Genomic DNA, 21170 nt, shown 5'->3' with positions numbered 1-21170 from the left:
GGGGGGGGGGGGGGGGCCGCCCCCCCCCCCCCGGGGGGCGGCCCCCCCCCGCCCCCCCCCCCCCCCCCCCCCCCCCCCCCCCCCCCCCCTGTCCGGGTCTGCCACGGTTCGGCCGCCCGGTCCGGGCGGCCACCGTCGGACGCGCCGTCCGGGGGACGGTCACCGTCGGCCCCGGTGGCCCGGCGGGCGATCGCTGTCAGACGAGGACGACGCAGGAGGCCGCGGGAGCCTCGACGGAGCCCACGTGCCGCGGGACACCCGTCTCGGCGTCCACGGCGAACCAGCTGACATTCCCCGAGTGCTCGTTGGCCGCGTACAGCCACTGGCCGCTCGGGTCGAGGGTGAGGTCGCGCGGCCAGCGGCCACCGCAGCCGACGGTGGCCACCAGAGACGGCTTCTCGCCGCTCTCGTCGAGGGTGAGCACGGAGATGCTGTCGTGACCCCGGTTGGCGGTCCACAGGAAGCGCCCGTCGTGCGCGACGACCACCTCGGACGGATAGGTGCGCGCCGCGTCGTCCGCCGCTTCGCGCTCGGGCAGCACCGGCGTCTCGCCGAGCACGTCGAGGCGGCCCGCCGCCGCGTCCCAGCGACACACGGTGAGGGTCGGCTCCAGCTCGCCGAGGACGTAGGCGAGCGAGCCCGAGGGGTGGAAGGCCAGATGGCGCGGGCCGGCGCCCGGACGCAGGGCCGTCTCACTGTGCACGCGCAGTGCGCCGGTTGCGGGGTCCAGGGCGCAGACGCGTACCGAATCGGTGCCGAGGTCCACGCTGACCACCCAGTTCCCTGAGGGGTCGGCGAGCACCTGGTGGGCGTGCGGGGACTCCTGGCGGCCGGTGTCCGGGCCGCTGCCCTCGTGGCGGAGCACCGAGGCCGCAGCTCCGAGCGATCCGTCGGCGAGGACCGGCAGGGCGGTGATACCGCCCGAGGTGTAGTTGGCCGTGACCAGGTGGTTCGCGGCGAGCGCGAGGTGGGTGGGCGCATCGCCGTCGACGGAGCGGACGGGGCCCAGGAGAGCCGGTACGTCGCCGTCGAGGGCGAAGGCGGCGGCGACGCCCGGGGCGCTCTCGCCGACCGCGTACAGAGCCGTGCCTCCCGGACCGACCGTGAGGAACGAGGGGTCGGGCACGGCGTCCGTGGACCCCAGCACCGTCAGCGCACCGGTGTCCCGGTCCACGGCGGCGGCGGTGATACCGCGCCCGCCCGCCGAGGTGAACGACCCTATGAATGCCCGCCCGGCGCTGTTGCCGATCATCGCGCTACCCCTCTTCACCGTCGCCGTGATCTTCACGGCCGACGGTAGCAGGCAGCCCGCCGCGGTCCAGACCAATGCGGCCGAAAGGAATCGGCGGGGGCCGGCCCTCGGCCCCGGCGAGGCACAGGATCCGCACGCCGCCCGGTAGCGGCTACCGCGGGCGGTCGTCGCACGGCACCGAGGCGGCCGAGGCCGCTGCCATCGTCGAGGGCGTGGGTGACGGGGTGCCGACCCGTGTCGCCCGCCCGGAGATCGCGGTCTGCGCCCGGTTCCCTACCCACACCACGCGGATCGCCGACCGGATCGTAGCGGCGGGACCACCGGTGGTGCGGGTGAAGGGCGAGGAGACGGACGACGCGCTCGGAGTGCGGGTGGGAACGCACAGTATCGGGTCGCGCAGTGGATTCGGGTGGGCTGCGAACCGGATCGGGTCGAGCCGCCGTTCGAGGCCCAGAAGACCGAACTCCGTCTTTGAGGATCAGACGCTCGTCGGGACATCACGCCCACATCAGGGGCGGGGATCGTCGCACCCGTCGTCCCGGGGAAGAGCGGGGCGAGAGCGGCGGCCGCCTGATACGACTCGGCGGTCCTGCCATAGCGGGTGGCGAGGCCACGCCACTGTTTGACGACAGAACCCAGCACCGGCCACCCCGGGCCTCCGCCCCCATCAGGGGTATCGGACCGACCTCCTGAACACTCGTAGGACGTCCGTACGAAAATATCCGTACGGGGGCAACCTGATCCGCCGCCCACCCCGTTCCCCTCATGTGGAACGAGTGAGACGAGGACAGCGAGATGGCCCCCATGAGCAGCGACGGCGACTTCGAGGCGTTCGTGGCCTCCCGGGGGCCGCGCCTGTTGCGGGTCGCCTGGCTGCTGACCGGGGACGCGCATCTGGCGGAGGACCTGCTCCAGACCGTACTGGCGAAAGTTTGGCCCAAGTGGGAGCGGATCAGCCGCGACCACCCCGAGGCGTACATCCGCGCTGCTCTGGTCAACACACACAACTCGTGGTGGCGCAGACGGTGGCGGGGGGAGGTGCCGCACGGCGAGTTCCCCCCCGAGGTGCTCCGGACGCGGTCGGCGGACTCGTACACCCCCTTCGCCTCCGTCGAGCTGGAGATGGTGCTGGCGACCGCGATACGGGCGCTGCCCGCTCGGCAGCGCGCGGTGGTCGTGCTGCGGTACTTCGAGGACCTGAGCGTCGAGGAGACGGCGGCGACGCTGGGCTGCACCCAGGGGACGGTCAAGAGCCAGGCGTCCAAAGCCCTGCGCACCCTGCGGGGACTGCTGCCCCCTCCTACCGCCGAGGGGACGGGTGAACGCCATGCACTCCTGGCACTTTGACAACCGGGGCGCCCGGCCGGACGGGCCGGTGACGGACCCCACCGAGCAGGAGCTGCGCGTCCTGCTGGACCGCGCCACCCCGTACCTGCCCACCCCGGCGGACCGGCTGGGGCAGGTGCGGGAGCGAATCCGGCGCCGCAGACGCCGGGCGGCGGGCGGGGCGGTCCTCGGCGGGGTGGTGCTGGCCCTGACGGCGACACTGCTCCCTCGTGCCGTACTGACCGAGCACGTCGAGGCAGGGCCCGCCGTCGCCGCCACGCCCGACACCCCGAGGAGGCCGAAGGACACGGCCACCACAAGGCTGTACGCCGAGAAGCTGGCCGGTCTGGTCCTTGATGTCCCCCAGAGCTGGCACACCCTGCTGCTGCCCGGCATCCCCGAGGAGGCCATCCGCCCCGAGGGCTACGTCTCGACGGCCCCGCTCAGAGAACCGCCACGGCCGTGCCGGCAGTCCGCGCCGTGCGCACCGGTCGAGCAGCTGTCACCGGAGGACCTGATCGTGGAGTTCGTCCGGTACCGCGGCACCGACTACTTGGCCGCCGAACGGCGCGACGGCCGGAAGCTCGCACCCAGCACGGACGCCGGCCGCGGCTGCTCGGGACAGGCACGGGCGACCTCCTACTCCGGAGTGCTCCCCGGCGCCCCCGAAGCCCGCACGCTGATCACCGCCCACATGTGCGTCGGTGACGACGTGCCCGAACAGACCTTGAAGGAGGCCCTGACGATGGTCGAGGACGCGACGTTCCGTCAGCCGGACTCCCCGGAGCAGAAGGAGAACGGAACCGAGCGATGAACCAGTCGGCGACCCGCACCCGGCGCATACGGCCCGGCATCGCCGTGGCCCTCGCCTCGGGGCTGTTCCTGTCGGCCTGTGCGGCCGAGAAGCCGAGCCGCTCCACCGACGACCGCGCAACCGCCGGTGAGACGGCCGGCCGGGCGGCCCCCGCCACCGCTCCCTCCCCCACCGTGCCCGCTGAACTGCCCGGCCTCGGGCCCCTCACCCGGGCCACGGTCAAGTCCGACACCCGGCAGGTCGTCATCGTGACGGGCGAGGGCGAGGACTCCGACCAGTCCACGGTCCGCCTCTACGAGCGCCACGCCACCCGTGGCTGGGTCCCCGCCGCTGCGGCCTGGCCCGCCCGCAACGGCCACAAAGGCTGGTCGGAGCGGCACATGATGGGCGATCTACGCAGCCCGGTCGGCACCTTCACGCTCACCGACGCGGGCGGCAAGCTGCCGAACCCCGGTACCGACCTGCCATACGACCTCAACCGCGGCCCCGTCTACACCGCCTCCGGTCTCAACCCCGAGAACAAGTCCAAGGCAGGGGCCCTGGACTATGTCGTGGCCATCAACTACAACCGCTACCCCGGCAAACCGCCCTACCACTCCGGCCGCCCGATGGGAGGGGAACGCGGCGGCGGTATCTGGCTTCACGTCAGCCACTACGGCGGCACCGAGGGGTGCGTGGGCATCCCGCGCGAGCAGATGAAGCAACTGCTGCGCTCCCTCAAGCCCGGGGCGAATCCGATGGTCGTGATGGGCCACCGCGCGTCACTGACCCGCTGAGCCGCCCCCTGCGTTCCTGGACTGCCGAGCAGTCCCGCGTGACCGGCCCGCCGTGCCGTCCGGCCCTGTTCGATCTCGGCCCTCCGAGCCGTCCAAGCCGTCCAAGCCGTCCGAGCCGTCCGGACCGGAGCATTTCCGGCCCACTGAGTCGTTCCGCCCTCTCCCTGCCCGGCCCGGACGCGTCCACGACGGACGCCCCGCACATCCCACCCACCGACATCAGCTGGAGCTCTTGATGCCCATACCCTCCCCACGTCCCAAAAGTTCCGCACAACGCGCTTTCGTACGTCGTCCTTCCACGCGCCTCGCGGTGGTAGCCGCCGTGCTTGCCCCGCTCGCCCTGACCGCCTGCGCCTCCGGCGACCCGACGTCCAAGGTGGACGGCAAGGCAGCGGCGCCCACGAAGGCGTCGGGCCCTCCCGCGACGCTCGCGGTGACGCCGAGCGGCAACGGGACAAGGGCCGGGGCGCCGGTGAAGGTCACCGCGCACGGCGGGACCCTGACCTCGGTCTCCGTCACCGACGGAGAAGGCCGGAAACTCAAGGGCACACTGTCCGCGAAGGACACCGTGTGGACCTCGGAACGCCCGGCCGCGCCCGGGGAGACGTACCGGGTGAGCGCGGGGACCAAGGGAGACGGCGGCACCCCGGGCACCCAGGAGACCTCGTTCTCCACCGCGAAGGCCGACAGGGTCAACAAGCTGGAGCTGTGGCCCACGGAGAGGACCGTGGGCATCGCCCACCCCGTCTCCGTCATCTTCGACGCCCCTGTCACGAACAAGGCAGCCGTCGAGAAGGCGCTCAAATTGACCACCGACAACGGCACCGAGGGTTCCTGGGGCTGGATCGAGCACCACGACGGGCACGAGCGCGTCGACTGGCGGCCCAGGGAGTACTGGAAGGCGGGAACGAAGGTCCGGCTGGAAGGACTCCTCGACGGCATCGACTCCGGGGCGACCGGCGGCCTGTTCACCAGGGACTACGACCTCTCCTTCACCATCGGCGCCGCCCAGGTGGTCGAGGTCGACCTCGACAGCAAACAGCTCGACTTCCAGCGCGACGGAAGGAGCGTCCGGAAGATCCCGGTGTCCGGCGGCGACCCCGACCACGGCGACAAGGCGTCCTGGAGCGGCACCCAGGTCCTGATGCGCAAGGCGGGCACGGTCAGGATGACCTCGCAGAGCGTGAACCTGGGCGACGCGTACGACAAGAACGTCGCCTACTCGATGCACCTGACCTGGTCCGGGGCGTACGCCCACGCCGCCCCGTGGAACTCCGCCTACTTCGGCAAGGCCAACAAGAGCTCCGGCTGCATCGGCATGAGCACCGCGAACGCGGCCTCCCTCTACCGGGACATCCAGGTCGGCGACCCGTTCACGGTCACCGGCAAGGACACCAAGGGCCTGCCCCCACAGGGCAACGGCTACAGCAACTGGAACCTGCCGTGGCAGGAGTGGCGGAAGCTCAGCGCACTGAACTGAGCCAGGCCGACCATCCGAGCCCCGGGGCTGCGGGGCTCCTGGGCCCAGGTGACGCTGTCGAGGGGGGCAACGATGTGAGAGGCGCAGAGGCGATCGTTTCCCTCACCGGCTTCGCTGAACAGGGCAGGGGGCTCCAGCTCCCGGACGGCGCCCGGAGTTGACCAACGGGCCTGGACACTGATCCGCGACTTCCTGAGCGATGCTCATGTTGCCCCGCCCGGCTGTGAACGTCGCGACCGTTTCCATCCGGATCCGCTTACGGAACGGCTGCTTCTCCGCGGTCGGGCGCGCACTCCGCGGATGTCTGATGCTGTCAACGGACAGCAGGCCGTCCGAATGAGTGGACATCTCAGATCCTTGTGCGCGCGGGCAGTTGACCACCCTGCCCGATATTGCTGTTCATCCCTCGCATGGGGGGGTGTGAGCGTTGGGGCCCCGTTGCGCTGGCGGTGCGGTGGGGGATATAGCCTCGCGAAGATGAGACCGCTGACTGACACCACCACCGACCAGGCGCCGGCTGATCCAGCCGCCACCGACGACATGCTGGCCACTCAGCCCATCGGATACTGGAGTGGCCTCGCCCACGCCGCCGTCACCCGGCATCTGCGTGACGCGATGGCCAGGACCGATGTCACGCAGCCGCAGTACTGGGTCCTCAACCGGGTGAACGGCGGGCCTGCGGCGCCGAGCCGCGAGGAGGTCGTCATCCAGCTGACGTCCCTCGCGGACGGGCCGCACGAGATCGCTCGTGTCATCGACCAGCTGCTCCACCGCGGCTGGCTCCGGACCGACGACGGGCAGTGCCTGCGGCTCACCGACGCCGGGGAGGCTGCCCGGGTGCGGCTGCGCGAGCTGGTGACCGAGCTGCGCACCGTGGTCCACGAGGGCATCAGCGACGAAGAGTACGTAGCCGCGCTCAAGGTGCTGCGCAGGATGGTCGCCAACGTCGAGGGCGACGGGGGCTCGTAGGTTCTTCCTCTTTGGTCAGTCGACGAACCCATCAGGGGACAGGTTTCTTCGTGTTGGGTCGGCGCCGGGATCGAGGAATCCGTTTCCCGCCGGGAGTCGAAGGTCTTCCCGGACGGGAGCTGGGCGAGTCGGCGGTGGTTTCGTCGGGTCGTTTCGCCCCGGCCCTTGATCTCTTCCTCCCGCTGGATCCGGACCACTTCGGCCGGGTCCCAGCGTTGCGAGCGGGCGGTCGCTAGGACCTCGAGGGCCGCTTGGCGCAAGTATGGAAACATGGGCGGGCGCTGCCTGGCTGATGTCGGGATGCTGCGGGCCGAGTCGGCCGTGTTCGAACCGGTGGCTTCCGACCCGACGGTCTCCCGTCTCGTCGACACCCTCGCAGCAGCTGGGCCGAAGGCCCCTGTCCGCGATACGGGCCGCGCGGGCCGAAACGCGTGAGCGCGTCTGGAACATGGCCGAGAACGCGGCCCCGGATGCCGCGGGGCAGGCGTCCATGGACCTGGACGGGGTGCTCGTGCCAGCACACTCCGAGAAACAGGACGCGACCGCGACGTGGAACCCGGCGCCCACCCGGCGCGACAGCCGGGCCGTCAACCTGGCCACCACCAGCCCGAACAACCGAAACGACCCTCCGAAGAAACCGGCGGACCCTCACGAAAGATCGAGCTGGCTGGACCGGACTCGCCAAGGTACAGCTCGTCGATCATGTGACATACAGCGCCAACGCAAGCGCGCCACTGTTTTTATCCGGACAGAAATAGCTCAAACCTGCGCTTCAGAGATCGCCCTGGTTGTTTAGGGTCATGACCATGGCTGGTGCAGATCAGTCATGGTCATGGATGCGGGGCACCTGGTCCCTCGTCCGGACTGCTCATGACTGAGCAACGTTTTCCGGGGGGAAAGAGATGCGGAATCCACAGGGGAAACCCCTGTCCGGGCACGTGCTGTCGAAGGCTGCTTTCGCGGCACCCTGATCCTTCCAGACACGCGCCCCCACCGCTGACCGTCCTCTGCTTCCGGCATGGGCCGGACGCGTTCCCCACACCGGCCGCTGCTCCTGTACCCGGCATTCGCATGGTCCGAGAGTCTCCCAGGGCTGCCCACCAAGCCCCCGGACCCACGACACCCGCCCGTCGGGCGCCGCCGTGCGACACGGCGGTGCCCGTTCGTTCTGTATCCCGCACACCACATCCCGCACACCACGAGAAAAGGGGAAGTCCCGTTATGCGAAGCAAGACCCCACGAAGATCGCGCTCCACCGCACGACGCGCCGCAGTGGCCGCCACCGCGGTCGTCGCCGCTTTGGCGGTGAGCGGCCAAAGCATCGCCTCCGCCGCCCCTGCCGCACCCCAGCAGCTCCAGGCCGCGGGCATCGGCACCACCGACACTCAGCGTGTTGACGCGGCGGCCGTGGTGCGGCTCGACCCTACGGCGGACGTCCTGCTGCTGAGCGACTACGACTTCATACACGCACTGTGGCAGAAGGCGAACGAGGGCGGGGAGAAGCTGGATTCTGTGCGCAACGCGGCCGAGCTGGCCATGGCCAGCACTCTGGCCGCCGACCACGTCGCCTACATCGTCACCGGCATCCACGAGGCGTACCGGCAGGATCAGCAGCGCGAGCGGGACAAGGCCGAGGCCGAGCGGGCCGCGCGGCTGGCCCGGCAGCAGGCGCTGCTGGCCGTCGGTATCCCGAGCACCCCGGAGCTGCTGGCGCTCAGCGACGACAACTTCATCCGGGCGATCCTGCGGCACGAGGCCGCCGGCCCCGAGGTACGCGCCGCTGCGATGCAGTCGTTGGCCGGCGACGAGGCCGCCTGGCGGGAGTTCATCGTCAACGGCGCTCGCGAGGCCCACAAGCGGGACGTGGCGAAGGAGTTGGAGGAACTGGAGGAGAAGAACCGCCAGGAGGCGGAACGGCTCCGCAACCAGGCCGCCCGCAAGAATGTCGCCGCGCTGTTCCGCCTCCCGGTCACCCAGGGCTTGCTGGACATGAGCAACGACAACTTCATCCGGGAGATGCTGCGGATGGCGCCGGCCGATCTGGCGGGCTCCGAGCTGTACCGGGCCGCTCAGGCCGCAGTGCTCAGCAGCAAGCCATCGGACTGGCTGGATTTCCTCTATACCGGCGCGGACGCCGCCTACAAGCGCGACGACGAGGCTCGCCGCAAGAAGCTCGCGGAGGCCAACGCGCTGCTGGCCCGGCAGATCCTCGACGCCGCGAAGAAGAGCCCGTTCAACCCCAACCTGGTGGCCTCGGCGGAAAAGGCGCTGGCGGCCGGCGACCAGAAGGTCGCGGAGTTCCTCTCGGAGGATGGTCAGAAGCGGGCCCGGCGGCAGTCGCTGTCGCTGCGGGTCCAGAACAGCCCGGAGAAGTGGCTGCCGGTCGCCCACTCGGGTGTCAACGGCGCGGCGGCCACCGTAGGGCCGGTGTCCCCCCAGAACGTCCCGCTGCGGAACAACGCCACCTGGCTTGTCGTGCCGTCGCTGGCGGGCAAGGCCGGCTGCTTCTCGTTCGAGGCGGTGAGCAAGCCCGGCCACTACCTCAAGGGCACCACGCTTGAGGGGACGATCGCCCTCGCGGCCAACACCAACAGCGAGGCGTTCAAGAAGAGCGCCACGTGGTGCCCCGACCTCGTCGGCTGGGTGCCGGGCAAGGCATCGGCCGCCTGGTTCCTGTGGGAGGGCAAGGAGCGCTACCAGGTCAAGGTGAACCAGCGCAACGAGCTGTACACCGCCGGGTGGTACGTCGAGTGGCGCGACCTGCTGCAGGGGTACCCGGCCTGGGAGGTCACGCCTCCCCTGGCGCCGTGAGGGGCGCACAGGCCGGCCGCGCGGCCGGCTCGGAGGAGGGCTCCGCGCGCCCCGTCCGGGCGGGTGGTGGGACCAGGCCGGCCGCGTGGGTGGTTGTCGCAGCGGTGGTGCTGCAGCCGCTCGTCGTCGGCGCGGCCCACGCACACGACGCCCAGCACCTGCTGACCGCTACAGCGGCAGCAGCCTCGTCCAACGTGCCGGCCGAGGGCCCGCAGGCAGTGCTGGCCGCGGCGGCGGCCGGGGCGCGCGAGCAGGTGCGCCGGATCGCCCTGTCCCATCTCCCGGCCGAACTGCGGACCTCGGCGTGGAACGCCCTGCGCAGCACCCGCGGCGACGCAGCCATCGCCGACTGGCTCGCGGTGGGCGGAGGTTACGACCTGGCCAAGCAGCGGCTACGGGACGCCCGTATCCGCAACCGGCTGTTCTGCGAGCAGGTGGTGCGTACCCACCCGGTCGAATTCGCCCCTGCGATCCGCAGCGCGGCCGAAAGGGCCCTGAAGGGTTCCGACGCCGACCGGGCCGCCTTCACCGCGACCGGCTACGCGCAGGCGCAGCAGTTGGACCGGACCTCGCGTGAGACGGCCGCCGAGGAGCAGCAGGCGGTCCGGGACGAGGACCGAGCGTTCGTCGCGGCGCTCGCCGAGCACGATCCGGGCGCGCAGGTGCGGGTGGCGGCGCAGTGGGCTCTGCGGCCGGGCGCCGGGGACGAGGACATCCGCGAGTTCTACGGCTTCGGCTGGGTGAGCGGCGGGGCACTGGACCTGGAGGGCCACCGGCTGCGGACCGCCGAGTCCGAGGCGCTGCGCCACCGAACGCTGACGCTGCTGCTCAAGGCCGCGGCCGAGGCCGAGGACGCTCTGCGCGACGCGTCGGACGCCGCAGCTGCCCGCGCCGAGGCCGAACGGGCCTGGCGGGCGGTGGCCGCGCAAGCCCAGGGCACCCAATCGGCGTGGCTGGAGGAGCGGGACCGTGCGGCCCGGCAGGCCGAGACCTGGCGGGGCGTGCAGGCCTTGGCCCAGAGCGCGGCGGACGAGTTGAGAAAGCGCCTCGCAGCCCCCGCCGGCGCGAACGGAACCGCCTGGTCCAAGGAGGAGCAGGACGCTTCCGGGACCGCCGTCTTCTGGCAGGACATCCTGCGCCAGGCCGAGGACGGTGCGAACCGGGTATCGCAGTGAGCGCTGCCGACCGGTAGCCGGGTGGCTCGCCGAGGAGTTCGGCGGGCCACCCGTGTACGCGAGTTGGCCCGCCGAACTCCTCGGCCGCTGCGCGCCTCGGCCGATCATGCCGCCGGCCGACGAAGGCGTCTCACCCCAGCGGCCGGTGGGCCCGCTGGTCCATTCCACTGATCGGGGTCCATTCCCTGGCCCCGACGTATCGAGGGGGCATTCCCATGAGAGGGACACTCCGGCCGCGAGCCGGAAGACGGACCGGTCGCCTGCGGGCGGGCGTCGTCAAAACCGTGACCATGCTGGTGGCCACGGTAGTACTGGGCGGGCTGGCCACTCCGACGCAGGCCGCGGCCCCGCAGCGGCCCGCGGTGTCCGCAGCCTCACTCGGCGCGCTGCTCACCGCACCGGAGCCGAACACCGCTCCGCCGGCGGCTCCGCAGACGGAACTGGAACGGCTCAGTTCCGACGCCGACCGGCGGCTGGTCGAGGACTACGCCGAGTTCGACGAGGAAGAAGAGGTCAGGGAAGCCGCCAGGAAGGCCTTGGAGAGCAGCGACCCCAACGCCATCCGCGATTTCCTGGAGCACGGAGAAGCCGAAGCACGCCAGCGGGCCCAGGACAAGCGCAACGCCGCCGACGCCGAGAACCGCACCGTCATCGAGGCCATGCGAGGCACCGGCGGCCAGCACTTCAACGCCGAGGTCGAGCGGGTCCTGAAAGGTACGGCCCAGGACCGCGCGGGCTTCATCGCGTTCGGCGCGGAAATCGCCCGGCAGCGCGACAGGACCGCTGAGGAGAACGACCGTAAACGGGCGGAGGAGAACCGCAAGCGGGTCGAGATGCTCGCGGCCTCCGGCGGACCCGAGGTCAAGCGCGGCGCCCAACTCGCCCTGGCCTCCGAGGACGACAAGGTGATCGCGGCGTTCCTCGACCAGGGCTACCTGGTCGCGGCGGAGAAGGACGCCGCCGAGCGGGCCGCCCGGGAGAAGGAACAGAAGGAGGCTCTGGAAGCGGCGGAACGGCTGCGCAAGCTGGCCGCGAACACCGCTCGCGCCGCCGAGGCCCGGACCAAGCTCATCGCCGTGCACGGGGATGCCGTACGCGCCCTGAAGAACGCCTCCAACGCGATGAGCCTGTCGGCCGCCGCATCCCGGGAGGCGGACCGGATGCTGTCCGCGGACAAGGCGGGCAAGCGGCTGTCGGACTACACGGCGGTCAAGAACGAGGCGACCCGGCAGGTCGGCTTCGCCGACACCGCCGCCAAGCAGGCGCAGGTCGCCGCCGGGCAGGCCAAAGTACAGGCCGACATCCTGGTGGAGACCGGGCTCACCCACGGTATCCAGTGGTCGCAGGTCGCCACGGGCATCGCCGCGGCGGCCGACGCTGCCTGGCGCGCGGCGCAGACCGCCCGGCACGCCATTGATGCCACCGCCGCCCATGCGGCCGGCCTGAACGCGGCCAACCAGGCCGAGCTGCACGCCAAGCAAGCCGAAGCCTGGCGCCTCAACGCCCAGGAGCACGCCAAGGCCGCCGCCGCCATGGCCAAGCAGGCCGAGTCCCAGGCCAACGTAGCCGCCGACGCCGCCACCAAGAGCCGACAGGCCCGCCTCGACGCCGAGGCGGCGGAGAAGAAGGCCTGGGAGCACGCCCAGAAGACCCGTGACGCCCGGGTGGAGGCCCAGAACCAAGCGAAGATCGCGGCCGCGCAGCGGACCGTGGCCGAGCGGGAGCGCACCCTGTCGGCCGAGGCGCGCGCCCGCGCCGAGCAGGAGGCCGTCACCGCGGCCGAAGCCCGTACCCGCGCCGACACCGAGGCCCGGACCGCCTCGGCCCACCGCGCGGAGGCGCAGGTCGCGGCGGGCGACGCCTCGGCCGCCCGAGGCCGCGCCACCGAGGCGGAGGGGAAGGCGGCCACGGCCGACACGCTGGCCCGCGCCAACGAGACCACCGCGCGCCAGGCGCGCGAGCAGGCTTCCCAGGCCGAACGCGACCACCGCGCGCAAGACGCCCGGGCGCGGGCTCTGGAAGCGGTTGCCGCCGCCACTCAGGGCACCGAGCACTCCCAGACCGCGCGGGCGGAGGCGGTACAGGCCAGGAACGAGGCCGATGGAGCGGCCACAGCCGCCTCCCGGGCACGCACCGCAGCGGACGCGGCCAACGCGGCGGCCACCCGTTCGCGCACCGCCGCGATCGAAGCCCAGGGCGCCGCCGCCCGCTCCCGTGCCGCGGCCGCCGAGGCCACCGCGCACGCCGCACGGGCGGACGCCGCCGCCGACCGGGCCGAGGCGGCAGCCGCCGCGGCCGACGCCGCCGCGGGCCGGGCCCAGTCGCAGGCCGCGGCCACCCACGCCGCCGCCCAGCGCGCCGGAACCAAGGCGCTGGAGGCGACCGCGCAGGAAGCCCGCGCCGGACACGCCGCCCACGAGGCGTCCCGCCTGGCCGGACTGGCCGCGATCGAGGCCAACGGCGCACTCCAGTCGGCCCACCGCACGCGCGACGAGGCCGACGGAGCGACCCGCGAGGCTGCTATGGCCCAGCTCCAGTCGACCATCGCGGTTCAGGCCGCGGCTGCGGCCCGCTCCACCGCCGCGGGTATCGCTGCCCCGGCCGACACCGCCATCAGTCTGGCCGCCCCGTTCTCCGGGACGGATGTCGGAGCCGACTTCGCTGTCGCGGTGGCCAGGGCTGCGCTGGCCCTGGGCGCCGAGCAGGTCGCCTCTGCTGAGGCCAAGGCCGCTGAGGCGATCAAGGCGGCCACCGCCGCGGAGGAGGCGGCCAAGAAGGCGAACGCGCAGGTGGCGCCCGCCTACACGGCCGCGGCTCAGGCCGCCCGGTCCACCGCCGACGCGGCTCGCTCCGCCTCCCGCGCAGCCGTCTCCGCCGCTGCGGCGGCGGACGACGCCGCCAAGGCACGCGCCGCCGGCACCCGGGCGGCCCAGGCGGACGCCCAGGCACAGGCGGACGCCAGGACCGCCCGCGAAGCCGCCGACCAGGCGTACGCGGACGCCACAGCGGCCCGGGACGCCGCCACACGGGCGGAGGTCGAGGCCACCCGCGCCCGCAAGGCCGCCACCGAGGCCGAGAACCAGGCGGCAGCCGCCGTCAGCGCCGCGAACCTCGCGGAAAGGGAGGCCGCTGCCGCACAGAGGCTGGCCGAGCAGGCCGAACAGGACGCGGCCGACGCCGCCCGCCTCGCCACCTCCGCCGAGGAACACGCCAAGTCCGCCGAAGCCGCCGCCAAGAACGCCGGCACCCACGCGGAAGAGGCCAAAAGGGCCGCGGAGCGGGCCGAGGAGGCCGAACGCGAGGAACAGCGCAAGGCGTTGGCCGACGCCGCGAAGAAGAACCCGAAGTACACCGATCCGCAGCCCGGCGGCGGGGGCGGTGACCCCGGCAGCGGCACCGAGGCCCTGCGGCGGCTGGTCCTCGAGCTCTCCACCGAGTACGCACTGGAGCAGGCCGGTCTGAGCGAGGAGGAACTGGCACTGGCCCGGGAGCTCTCCGGCCAGGACCTGTTCGACTACCTGAAGGACAACGGCGCCGACATCCTGGTGGAGCTGTTCGCGGAGGACATCAAGGAGTGTATCGACGACCCGGACATCGGGATCTGCATCTGGGCCGTCGTGCAGAACGCAGGTCCGGTCAAGCTGGTGAAGATCGGGAGCAAACTGCCGAGAGTCAGCAAGGCCGTCTGGGGCATCAAGGGGTTCCTGGAGAAGGTCGACAAGGCCCGCAAGAAGGTCGACACGTTCACCGGCAAGCTGGCGGACGCCAAGGAGAAACTGGACCGGCTGGGAGCCACCTGCGACCGCGACTCCGGCGGCGGCACATCCGGTACCTCGAAGGCGTCGACCGTCCAACGGTCCTCCGCGCGGGCCGATGACAAGCCGAAGCCGGACACGGACTGCACGTTCCCCATCTACCGGACTCCGAAGACCGTGGACGTGGCCTACGAGAAGCTGCACGGCCCGAACCCGGCCTCGCGGGTGGAGGGCGGCAACGATCTGATCTACTTCGGAGAGCAGAGTGTCGCGGCCGAATACTGGGGGCGCGGTCCCTACGCCTCCGGAATGTACCGGTACGACATGGACATGAAGTTCCTGGTGCAGTTCGCGAAGGACGCCAAGCGCTACGACTGGAAGGGACCGGGTGGGACACCCAGAGTCGAGTGGGAGATCCCCTATTCGAGGCTGGCCGAGTTCAACGGCCTCACCGTCGACCGCACCTGGATTCCCAAGCCGTGAGGAGACTGACCGAAATGTCGTCGATGCTCCACCACGAATACGACGTGCGTGTCCTCGCGGTACGCCCCTGGGGCCTGGACGTGGTACTCCCCGACGGCACCGCGGGTCTGATCGACAACGCCAAGGACCCGCACTGGCCGGACGGTGACCAGGAGTCGTCCGTCGACACCGTCGTCCGGGCCGTGGTCCTGGACGACGAGCGCGACCCCGTCCGGCTGAGCTCTCTGGACGACGACAGGGCGATCGCCCGCTCTCTGAGGGAGGGCATCGGCGGATAGCACGGACAGCCGTACGGCGGAGGGCGGCACCCCACACAGAGGTGCCGCCCTCCGGTGTGCGTCGGAGCGTTCACCTCGTGTACCCCGCGTGCGCCGATCCCGACGCCGGCGTCGCGATGTCGGCCTCCAACCAGCCGTGGTGCAGCAGCTCTCGGTCGGCGTCGGCTTGCCAGGACTCGTCCAGGTCCCCGCGCGGCCAAGGCCCGCGGCGCAGCAGACCGCCGGAGTCGGCACGGCAGGGAACTCGACGCGAGCCATGCCTCTCCGGCCTCCCCGCCCGCAGGCCGTCGTCGCTCTGATCGAAGCAGCGGCGAGCGAGACATCGGGCTGACCACCTTCCCGGACACACGGCCGGTGTCCGATGGTTTCTCCGCCCGTCATCGGCCGCTTCACGGCACGGGAGAGGGCCGGAACCAAGGCGCGCGGCTCGATGTCCGAGCTCTCACCGGAGGAGCGTCACGGGGAACGCAGCAGCCCCCTGCCGATCTCGGCGAGGCGGTCGGCCAGGTCCGGGCGCTCGCCCAGGCGGCCGGTGCGGACGGCGTTGTCGACGACGGTGAGGACCGCGCACACGGTGATCTTTGCCTCGGCCGCGTCGAGTCCGGGCGTCACCTCGTCGAGAATCCGTGCCCACAGGGCGAGATAGTCGCGCTGGGCCTGCCGGGACGCCTTGCGTTCCTTCTCCGGGAGCTGGTCGAGTTCGCCGATGAGCAGGCCGATCAAGTGGCTGTGCCGCTGGGCGAATTCGATGTACGAGCGGAGCAGCCCGGTCAGGCTCTCCTCCGGGGTGGCCGCGCGGGCGAGGGCCTCGGCCGTGCCGGCCCTGCGCTGTTCGCCACCTCGGGCCACCGCTGCGACGAGCAGGTCCGTCTTGCTCGGGAAGTGCTTGTAGATGCTCGGCCCGGAGGCACCGGCGGCCTGGCCGATGTCGTCGGTGCTCACCGACTGGAAGCCGCGTTCGTCGAAGAGGCGGATGGCCTCGTTGAGGATCTCCTCGCGTCGGGAGACGGCGAGTCCGGCGTATGCCGACAAAGGCCGTGCACGGTCCTGCGACCGCGCGGCCGGGGTGCCCAACGGCTGATGGGCGGCCACGTCGGCGAGTCGGTACATCAGCTGCTCGAAGCGGCGCCTGGGGAGGGAGAACCGGTGTCCGGAAATGCTGCCGAAGACGGAGAGGACCGCCCAGGCGATCAGCTCGGCGTCGCCGGCATGGAGTTCGGGAACGGCGGCACGGACGAGGGAGCCGACACGGCCTGCGATGTCGCTGAGGGCCCGCCGCAGTTCCTCGCGGTTCGCCTCGGGCAGATTTCTGGCCTCGCGCTGCCACAGGACCGCGGCGCCACGTCGGTCCACGCTGTGGGAGGCGACGGCACGGAGGTACGACTCCAGGTCCGGCGCCGCATCCACGGCGGCGGACATCTTGTCGATGGTGGCGGTGACCACGCTCAGAAGCAGACCGGGCTTGCCTTTGAAGTGCCGGTAGAGCGCGGGGGCCGTGATGTCGACCGCCATGGCGACGTCCGCGACCGACACGTTGTGGTAGCCGCGCTCGCAGAAGAGGTCGGCGGCGGCCGCGAGAATCCGCGCCTTGCGGTCGGGAGGTCTGCGCGCCGTCACCCGAGTCGGCTCCTCTGTCCGCATTCCACTCCGCCCCTGCTGCCGGGAAGGTATCCACTGATCACTTGCCGTCCACACTACTGCAGGCGTCACTGGGGAAGGAACTGGTCATATAGCGTTAGCAAGAATTAACTTCTGCCCGGTACGACGACGGTCGCGGCTCCTCCGCCCGTTCCTCGGCGAGGTCGAGCATGGCGCGCGCGGCCGGTGAGAGCTCGCCGATCCGGTGGAACAGCGAGCAGTGGCGCGGTACGGAGAAGTCCACGGGCCTGATCACCGCGCCGAGCGCTCCGGCCGCCCGCGCGCCCGGCTCGGGCAGGACCGTGGCGCCGGCGCCGGCGAGGACGAACGGGACGACGGCGTCGCGGTGGGCGGTGTCGACCGCGACGGTCAGCGGCGGCAGGCCGCGCGCCGCGAGTTCGACGGAGATCCAGGTCCCGATGGCGGATTCGGCGGCGGCGCCCATCACGACCTCGTGGCGCGAAAGCTCCGCGAGGCCGACCGGGGCGTCCGGCAGCGCGGTGCCCGGCGGGAAGACCGCCATGAGGGGGCTGGGGGCGACCGGCACCGCGCGGTGTTTGGGGTACGGCGCCGGGTGGTCGTGGAGCAGCAGCTCCGCCTCGGCCCGCCGTAGCGACGCGAAGCCCTCGGCGCCGTTGGCCGCCTCCCGCACTCTCACCCGTACGCCCGGGTAGCGGCGGCGGAACTCCGAGATCAGTGAGACGGCCGGGTCGACGGCCAGGGCGGGGACCATCGCGAGATCGAGCTGACCCGTCGCCAGCTGCCCCACTTCCTCGACGGCCGTCCGGACGCTGTCGAAGGCACGGAGCGTCCGCCGGGCGGGGCCGAGCAGGGCGCGGCCCGCCGGAGTGAGGGTCAGTTTCCGGCCCCGGAGGACGAGCGGGGTGCGCAGTTCGCGTTCGAGCTCGTGGATGGCCTGGGAGACGGAGGGCTGGCTGAGGTGAAGCCTCCGTGCCGCCGCCGAGATGCTGCCCGCTTCCACGGCCGCCACGAAATAGCTGAGATGACGCCGTTCCATAGGTATTACCTATCACATCTGAAGGAATCTCCAGGCTTCACCGGTACCGCTGGGCGGCATAGCGTGCCGTGCAACGGACCACCGGGCGAAAGAAGGACCCGATGCAGGCCATTCATCGCGCGTTGCGCGTCCTGGAGACGGTAGCCGAGCACCAGCCCATCGGGGTCGGCGAGATCTCCCGCATCTGCGAGCTGCCGAAGTCGACGGTCCAGCGCTTGGTTCAGGCGCTGTCGGCGGCCGGCTGGCTCCGGACCGCGGGAAAGGAGCGGACCCGCTGGGCGCTCACGTCCCGCATGCTCACCCTCGGCAGCACGGCCCGCGACGAAAGCGACGTGCGCGGGGCGGCCCTCGGGCCCATGCGGGCGCTGGGCGAGCTCACCGGGGAGACGGTCACCCTCCAGGTCCCGGACGGTCCGTACCGCATGGTCCTGATCGAGCGGATCGACTGCCGTCATCCGGTCCGTACGGTCAACCGGCTGGGCGCCACCTCCCCCGTCACCGCCACGTCCACAGGTCTCGCCGTGCTCGCCCTGATGCCGGACGAGGAGGTGGAACGGGTGCTCGCCGAGCCGGTCCCCCGGCTGACCGCCCGTACCGTCACCGCTCCGGTCGAGCTCCGTCGGCGCGTCGCCGAGGTGCGAGCGCGGGGATACGCGGTGAACCACGGCCAGAACCGGGACGGCGTGTGCGCCGTGGGCACCGCCGTCATCGACCCCTTCGGCCTGCCGGTCGCCGGGATCGGGCTCTCCCTGCCCGACAGCCGGTTCGACACCCGGCGCGTGCCGTGGTGGGCGCGGCAGCTGCGCGAAACGGCGGCCACCATCGCAGCCGCCCTGACCGGCTGACCGGCTGACCGGCTGACCACGAGCCCGGGAGCGGGCCGGCCGGCAACGGACCACCACACCTGACCCTCACCACTACGGACAAGGAAACGCGGACGGATGAGCACGCGGAACGAGACCCGGCAGGGCACGTTCATGACCGAGGAACGGCTGGCGATACGAGACCTGGCACGGGAGTTCGTCGCCAGGGAGGTCCTGCCGGTGGCGAACGAACTCGACCCGGTGCAGGGCGAGATCCCCATGGAACTGCGCGCCAGGATGGCCGACCTCGGCTTCTTCGGCATCCTCGTCCCCGAGAAACACGGCGGCCTGGGCCTCGGTGTGTCCGAGTACGCGCTGATCGTCGAGGAGCTGGCGCGCGGCTGGATGAGCGTGGCCAGCCTGATCGCACGTGGGCAGCAGTTCGCCCACGGTTTCAGTGCCGAACAGCAGGCCACGTATCTGCCGAGAATGGCGCGCGGAGAGTTCCTGAGCGCCTTCGCGCTGTCGGAGGCCGAGGCCGGTTCCGATGTGGCGAACCTGCGCTGCCGCGCCGAGCGCGAGGCCGACGGCGGCTGGCGGATCACCGGACAGAAGATGTGGTGCACCTTCGCCGACGGCTCGGACTACCTCCAGGTCTTCGCCCGTACGGAACCCCTCGACCCGGCACACCGTTCGCGCGGCATCACCAGCTTCCTGATGCCGAAGGGGCGCGGCAGCCTCCCCGACGGAGTCACGGGTACTCCGGTGCGCAAGATCGGGTATCACGGCTGGAAGACCTGGGAGTTGTCCTTCGACGACGCCCGCGTCGAGCCCGGGATGACCGTGGGCGAGGAGGGCCATGGCTTCCAGGTCGCCATGGGCGACCTGGTGATCGCCCGGATCCACACGGCCGCCCGTGCCGTCGGCCTCGCCCGGGGCGCGCTGGAGGACTCGATCGCGTACGCCAAGGAGCGTACGCAGTTCAGCCGGCCGATCGGCGACATGCAGGCCATCCGCTTCAAGATCGCCGACATGGCGACCCGGATCGAGGCGTCACGGGCCCTGCTCCATGGGATCTGCGCGGACCACGACGCCGGACACCCCTCCAACCTCCGTGCGTCCATGGTGAAGCTGCACGCGACCGAGATGGCGGAGCGCGTCACCAGCGAGGGCATCCAGATCCACGGCGGCGCGGGGTACACCACGGACTTCGCCGTCGAGCGGTACTGGCGCGACGCCCGTCTCACCAAGATCTTCGAAGGCACGTCGGAGATCCAGATGAAGATCATCTCCGACACTCTGCTCGGCCGATGACCACGGCCGTGCCGCCCGCCGGTCCCCTCACGGGGCTGACCGTCCTCGACCTGAGCCGGATGCTGGCCGGCCCGTTCTGCACGATGGTCTTCGCCGACCTGGGCGCCACCGTCCTCAAGGTCGAGCCGCCGTTCGGCGACATGATCCGCGATCAGGGACCGTACGCCGAGGGCGATGAACTCCGCGCCTACGGCGGCTACTTCCAGAGCGTGAACCGCAACAAGCAGGGCCTGGTCGTCGATCTGACCACACCGGAGGGTGGTGAGGTGATCCGCCGGCTGGCCACCGCGGCGGACATCCTGGTGGAGAACTTCCGGCCCGGTGTCATGGAGCGGAACGGACTGGGCTACGAGGAACTCGCCGCGCTCAACCCGCGGCTGGTCTACACGGCCGTACGCGGGTTCGGTGATCCCCGCACGGGTGTCAGCCCGATCCAGGACTGGCCCAGTTTCGACATCGTCGCCCAGGCCATGGGCGGGCTGCTCGGCATCACCGGCCCGGCCGGCGGACCGCCCGTGAAGACCGGTCCGGGGTTCGGCGACATCGTGCCCGCCCTGTTCGCCGCCGTCGGCACCCTTGCCGCCGTACGCGAGCGGGAGAACAGCGGGCGGGGCCGGTTCGTGGACGTGGGGATGTACGACGCCGTGGTCGCCGCCTGCGAGCGGATCGTCTACCAGTACGCGTACACCGGCGCCGTACCGGGACCGGAGGGGAACGCGCACCCGCTGCTGTGCCCCTTCGGCCTCTTCCCGGCGCGCGACGGCTTCGTCGCCCTGGCCGCCGCGCCCGCCGACCACCACTGGCGGCTGCTGTGCGAGGCGATGGGCCGGCCCGCGCTGGGTGGGGACGCGCGCTACGCCCGTAACACCGATCGGGTGGCCCGACAGGCGGAGGTACTCGGCCTCGTCGCCGAGTGGACCGGCCGCCACACCCGTACGGAACTGGCGGACCTGCTGGGCGGCAAGGTCCCCTTCGGGCCGGTCAACACGGCCGACTCGCTTTTCGAGGACCCGCACCTCAAGGCCCGCGCCATGCTCCAGGAGGTCGAACACCCGGGCCTCGCAAGGCCGGTGACCATCGCGGCGACCCCCATCCGGTTCGCGGGCGGCGGCGAGCCGACCGTACGACGGGCGCCGCTCCTCGACGAGCACACCGACGACATCCTGCGGCAGGCCGGATACGGCGACGACGACATCGCCCGGCTGCGCGCGGCCGGAGCCGTCGGTGCGCCTTCCTCCGACCCGCCGTCCATCGCGTGAACGTGAACGACCGAGGGAG

15 protein-coding genes and 1 pseudogene are annotated in these 21170 nt (G+C 71.7%); 13 read left to right on the top strand and 3 right to left on the bottom strand.

What is annotated here, in order from left to right; all coding sequences use genetic code 11:
• Positions 1-196: 196 nt before the first annotated feature.
• Positions 197-1252, bottom strand: coding sequence for a lactonase family protein (locus ACZ60Q_RS23750; RefSeq protein WP_469638038.1), 1056 nt, complete (start codon positions 1250-1252; stop codon positions 197-199).
• A gap of 804 nt (positions 1253-2056) precedes the next feature.
• Here ACZ60Q_RS23750 and ACZ60Q_RS23745 point away from each other — a divergent pair.
• The 10 genes and pseudogenes from ACZ60Q_RS23745 (at position 2057) to ACZ60Q_RS23700 (ending at position 15119) form a co-directional block, all read left to right on the top strand.
• Positions 2057-2599 carry a SigE family RNA polymerase sigma factor gene (locus ACZ60Q_RS23745; RefSeq protein ID WP_469638035.1) on the top strand — a complete coding sequence of 181 codons (543 nt, stop codon included), beginning with the start codon at positions 2057-2059 and terminating at the stop codon, positions 2597-2599.
• Complete coding sequence (locus ACZ60Q_RS23740) at positions 2580-3392, top strand: hypothetical protein (RefSeq protein ID WP_469638032.1); 813 nt, start codon at positions 2580-2582, stop codon at positions 3390-3392. The genes ACZ60Q_RS23745 and ACZ60Q_RS23740 overlap by 20 nt, the downstream gene beginning before the upstream one ends.
• Entirely contained in the window at positions 3389-4168 is a 780-nt protein-coding gene (locus ACZ60Q_RS23735; protein ID WP_469638030.1) for a L,D-transpeptidase family protein, read from the top strand. The genes ACZ60Q_RS23740 and ACZ60Q_RS23735 overlap by 4 nt, the downstream gene beginning before the upstream one ends.
• 241 nt (positions 4169-4409) lie before the next feature.
• Positions 4410-5648 (top strand): L,D-transpeptidase, encoded by a 1239-nt coding sequence (locus ACZ60Q_RS23730; RefSeq protein ID WP_469638322.1) that lies wholly within the window; start codon positions 4410-4412, stop codon positions 5646-5648.
• 477 nt (positions 5649-6125) lie between these two features.
• On the top strand, positions 6126-6617 hold the full coding sequence (locus ACZ60Q_RS23725; RefSeq protein ID WP_469638027.1) for a MarR family winged helix-turn-helix transcriptional regulator: 492 nt from the start codon (positions 6126-6128) through the stop codon (positions 6615-6617).
• Between the two features lie 270 nt (positions 6618-6887).
• Positions 6888-7170 (top strand): annotated as a pseudogene (locus ACZ60Q_RS23720) (IS1380 family transposase); the annotation flags it as partial.
• A gap of 668 nt (positions 7171-7838) precedes the next feature.
• Complete coding sequence (locus ACZ60Q_RS23715) at positions 7839-9428, top strand: AbfB domain-containing protein (protein WP_469638024.1); 1590 nt, start codon at positions 7839-7841, stop codon at positions 9426-9428.
• 104 nt (positions 9429-9532) lie between these two features.
• Positions 9533-10603 carry a hypothetical protein gene (locus ACZ60Q_RS23710; protein ID WP_469638021.1) on the top strand — a complete coding sequence of 357 codons (1071 nt, stop codon included), beginning with the start codon at positions 9533-9535 and terminating at the stop codon, positions 10601-10603.
• A 215-nt stretch (positions 10604-10818) separates the two neighbouring features.
• On the top strand, positions 10819-14841 hold the full coding sequence (locus ACZ60Q_RS23705; protein ID WP_469638018.1) for a coiled-coil domain-containing protein: 4023 nt from the start codon (positions 10819-10821) through the stop codon (positions 14839-14841).
• 14 nt (positions 14842-14855) lie between these two features.
• On the top strand, positions 14856-15119 hold the full coding sequence (locus tag ACZ60Q_RS23700; RefSeq protein WP_469638015.1) for a hypothetical protein: 264 nt from the start codon (positions 14856-14858) through the stop codon (positions 15117-15119).
• A gap of 456 nt (positions 15120-15575) precedes the next feature.
• On the opposite strand, the gene ACZ60Q_RS23695 is transcribed toward ACZ60Q_RS23700, so the two are convergent.
• On the bottom strand, positions 15576-16736 hold the full coding sequence (locus ACZ60Q_RS23695) for a TetR/AcrR family transcriptional regulator (protein WP_469638012.1): 1161 nt from the start codon (positions 16734-16736) through the stop codon (positions 15576-15578).
• Between the two features lie 118 nt (positions 16737-16854).
• Positions 16855-17775, bottom strand: a complete 921-nt coding sequence (locus ACZ60Q_RS23690; protein ID WP_469638009.1) for a LysR family transcriptional regulator — start codon at positions 17773-17775, stop codon at positions 16855-16857.
• A gap of 101 nt (positions 17776-17876) precedes the next feature.
• Here ACZ60Q_RS23690 and ACZ60Q_RS23685 point away from each other — a divergent pair, with 101 nt between their 5' ends.
• The 3 genes from ACZ60Q_RS23685 to ACZ60Q_RS23675 all read left to right on the top strand — a co-directional run bounded on the left by ACZ60Q_RS23685 (position 17877) and on the right by ACZ60Q_RS23675 (position 21151).
• Entirely contained in the window at positions 17877-18620 is a 744-nt protein-coding gene (locus tag ACZ60Q_RS23685) for an IclR family transcriptional regulator (protein ID WP_469638006.1), read from the top strand.
• Positions 18621-18716: 96 nt separating this feature from the next.
• Positions 18717-19892, top strand: a complete 1176-nt coding sequence (locus tag ACZ60Q_RS23680; RefSeq protein WP_469638003.1) for an acyl-CoA dehydrogenase family protein — start codon at positions 18717-18719, stop codon at positions 19890-19892.
• Positions 19889-21151 carry a CaiB/BaiF CoA transferase family protein gene (locus ACZ60Q_RS23675; RefSeq protein WP_469638000.1) on the top strand — a complete coding sequence of 421 codons (1263 nt, stop codon included), beginning with the start codon at positions 19889-19891 and terminating at the stop codon, positions 21149-21151. The genes ACZ60Q_RS23680 and ACZ60Q_RS23675 overlap by 4 nt, the downstream gene beginning before the upstream one ends.
• The last annotated feature ends 19 nt before the right edge of the window (positions 21152-21170 follow it).

This window comes from Streptomyces sp. NPDC104313, from assembly GCF_055583985.1.
This window is presented reverse-complemented; position numbering and strand designations above follow the sequence as displayed.

What these genes read in the sequence shown, in the direction of transcription:
- ACZ60Q_RS23750 (WP_469638038.1), bottom strand. Translation starts at nt 1,252, where the DNA reads ATGATCGGCAACAGCGCCGGGCGGGCATTCATAGGGTCGTTCACCTCG.
- ACZ60Q_RS23745 (WP_469638035.1), top strand. Translation starts at nt 2,057, where the DNA reads ATGAGCAGCGACGGCGACTTCGAGGCGTTCGTGGCCTCCCGGGGGCCG.
- ACZ60Q_RS23740 (WP_469638032.1), top strand. Translation starts at nt 2,580, where the DNA reads ATGCACTCCTGGCACTTTGACAACCGGGGCGCCCGGCCGGACGGGCCG.
- ACZ60Q_RS23735 (WP_469638030.1), top strand. Translation starts at nt 3,389, where the DNA reads ATGAACCAGTCGGCGACCCGCACCCGGCGCATACGGCCCGGCATCGCC.
- ACZ60Q_RS23725 (WP_469638027.1), top strand. Translation starts at nt 6,126, where the DNA reads ATGAGACCGCTGACTGACACCACCACCGACCAGGCGCCGGCTGATCCA.
- ACZ60Q_RS23715 (WP_469638024.1), top strand. Translation starts at nt 7,839, where the DNA reads ATGCGAAGCAAGACCCCACGAAGATCGCGCTCCACCGCACGACGCGCC.
- ACZ60Q_RS23705 (WP_469638018.1), top strand. Translation starts at nt 10,819, where the DNA reads ATGAGAGGGACACTCCGGCCGCGAGCCGGAAGACGGACCGGTCGCCTG.
- ACZ60Q_RS23700 (WP_469638015.1), top strand. Translation starts at nt 14,856, where the DNA reads ATGTCGTCGATGCTCCACCACGAATACGACGTGCGTGTCCTCGCGGTA.
- ACZ60Q_RS23690 (WP_469638009.1), bottom strand. Translation starts at nt 17,775, where the DNA reads ATGGAACGGCGTCATCTCAGCTATTTCGTGGCGGCCGTGGAAGCGGGC.
- ACZ60Q_RS23685 (WP_469638006.1), top strand. Translation starts at nt 17,877, where the DNA reads ATGCAGGCCATTCATCGCGCGTTGCGCGTCCTGGAGACGGTAGCCGAG.
- ACZ60Q_RS23680 (WP_469638003.1), top strand. Translation starts at nt 18,717, where the DNA reads ATGAGCACGCGGAACGAGACCCGGCAGGGCACGTTCATGACCGAGGAA.
- ACZ60Q_RS23675 (WP_469638000.1), top strand. Translation starts at nt 19,889, where the DNA reads ATGACCACGGCCGTGCCGCCCGCCGGTCCCCTCACGGGGCTGACCGTC.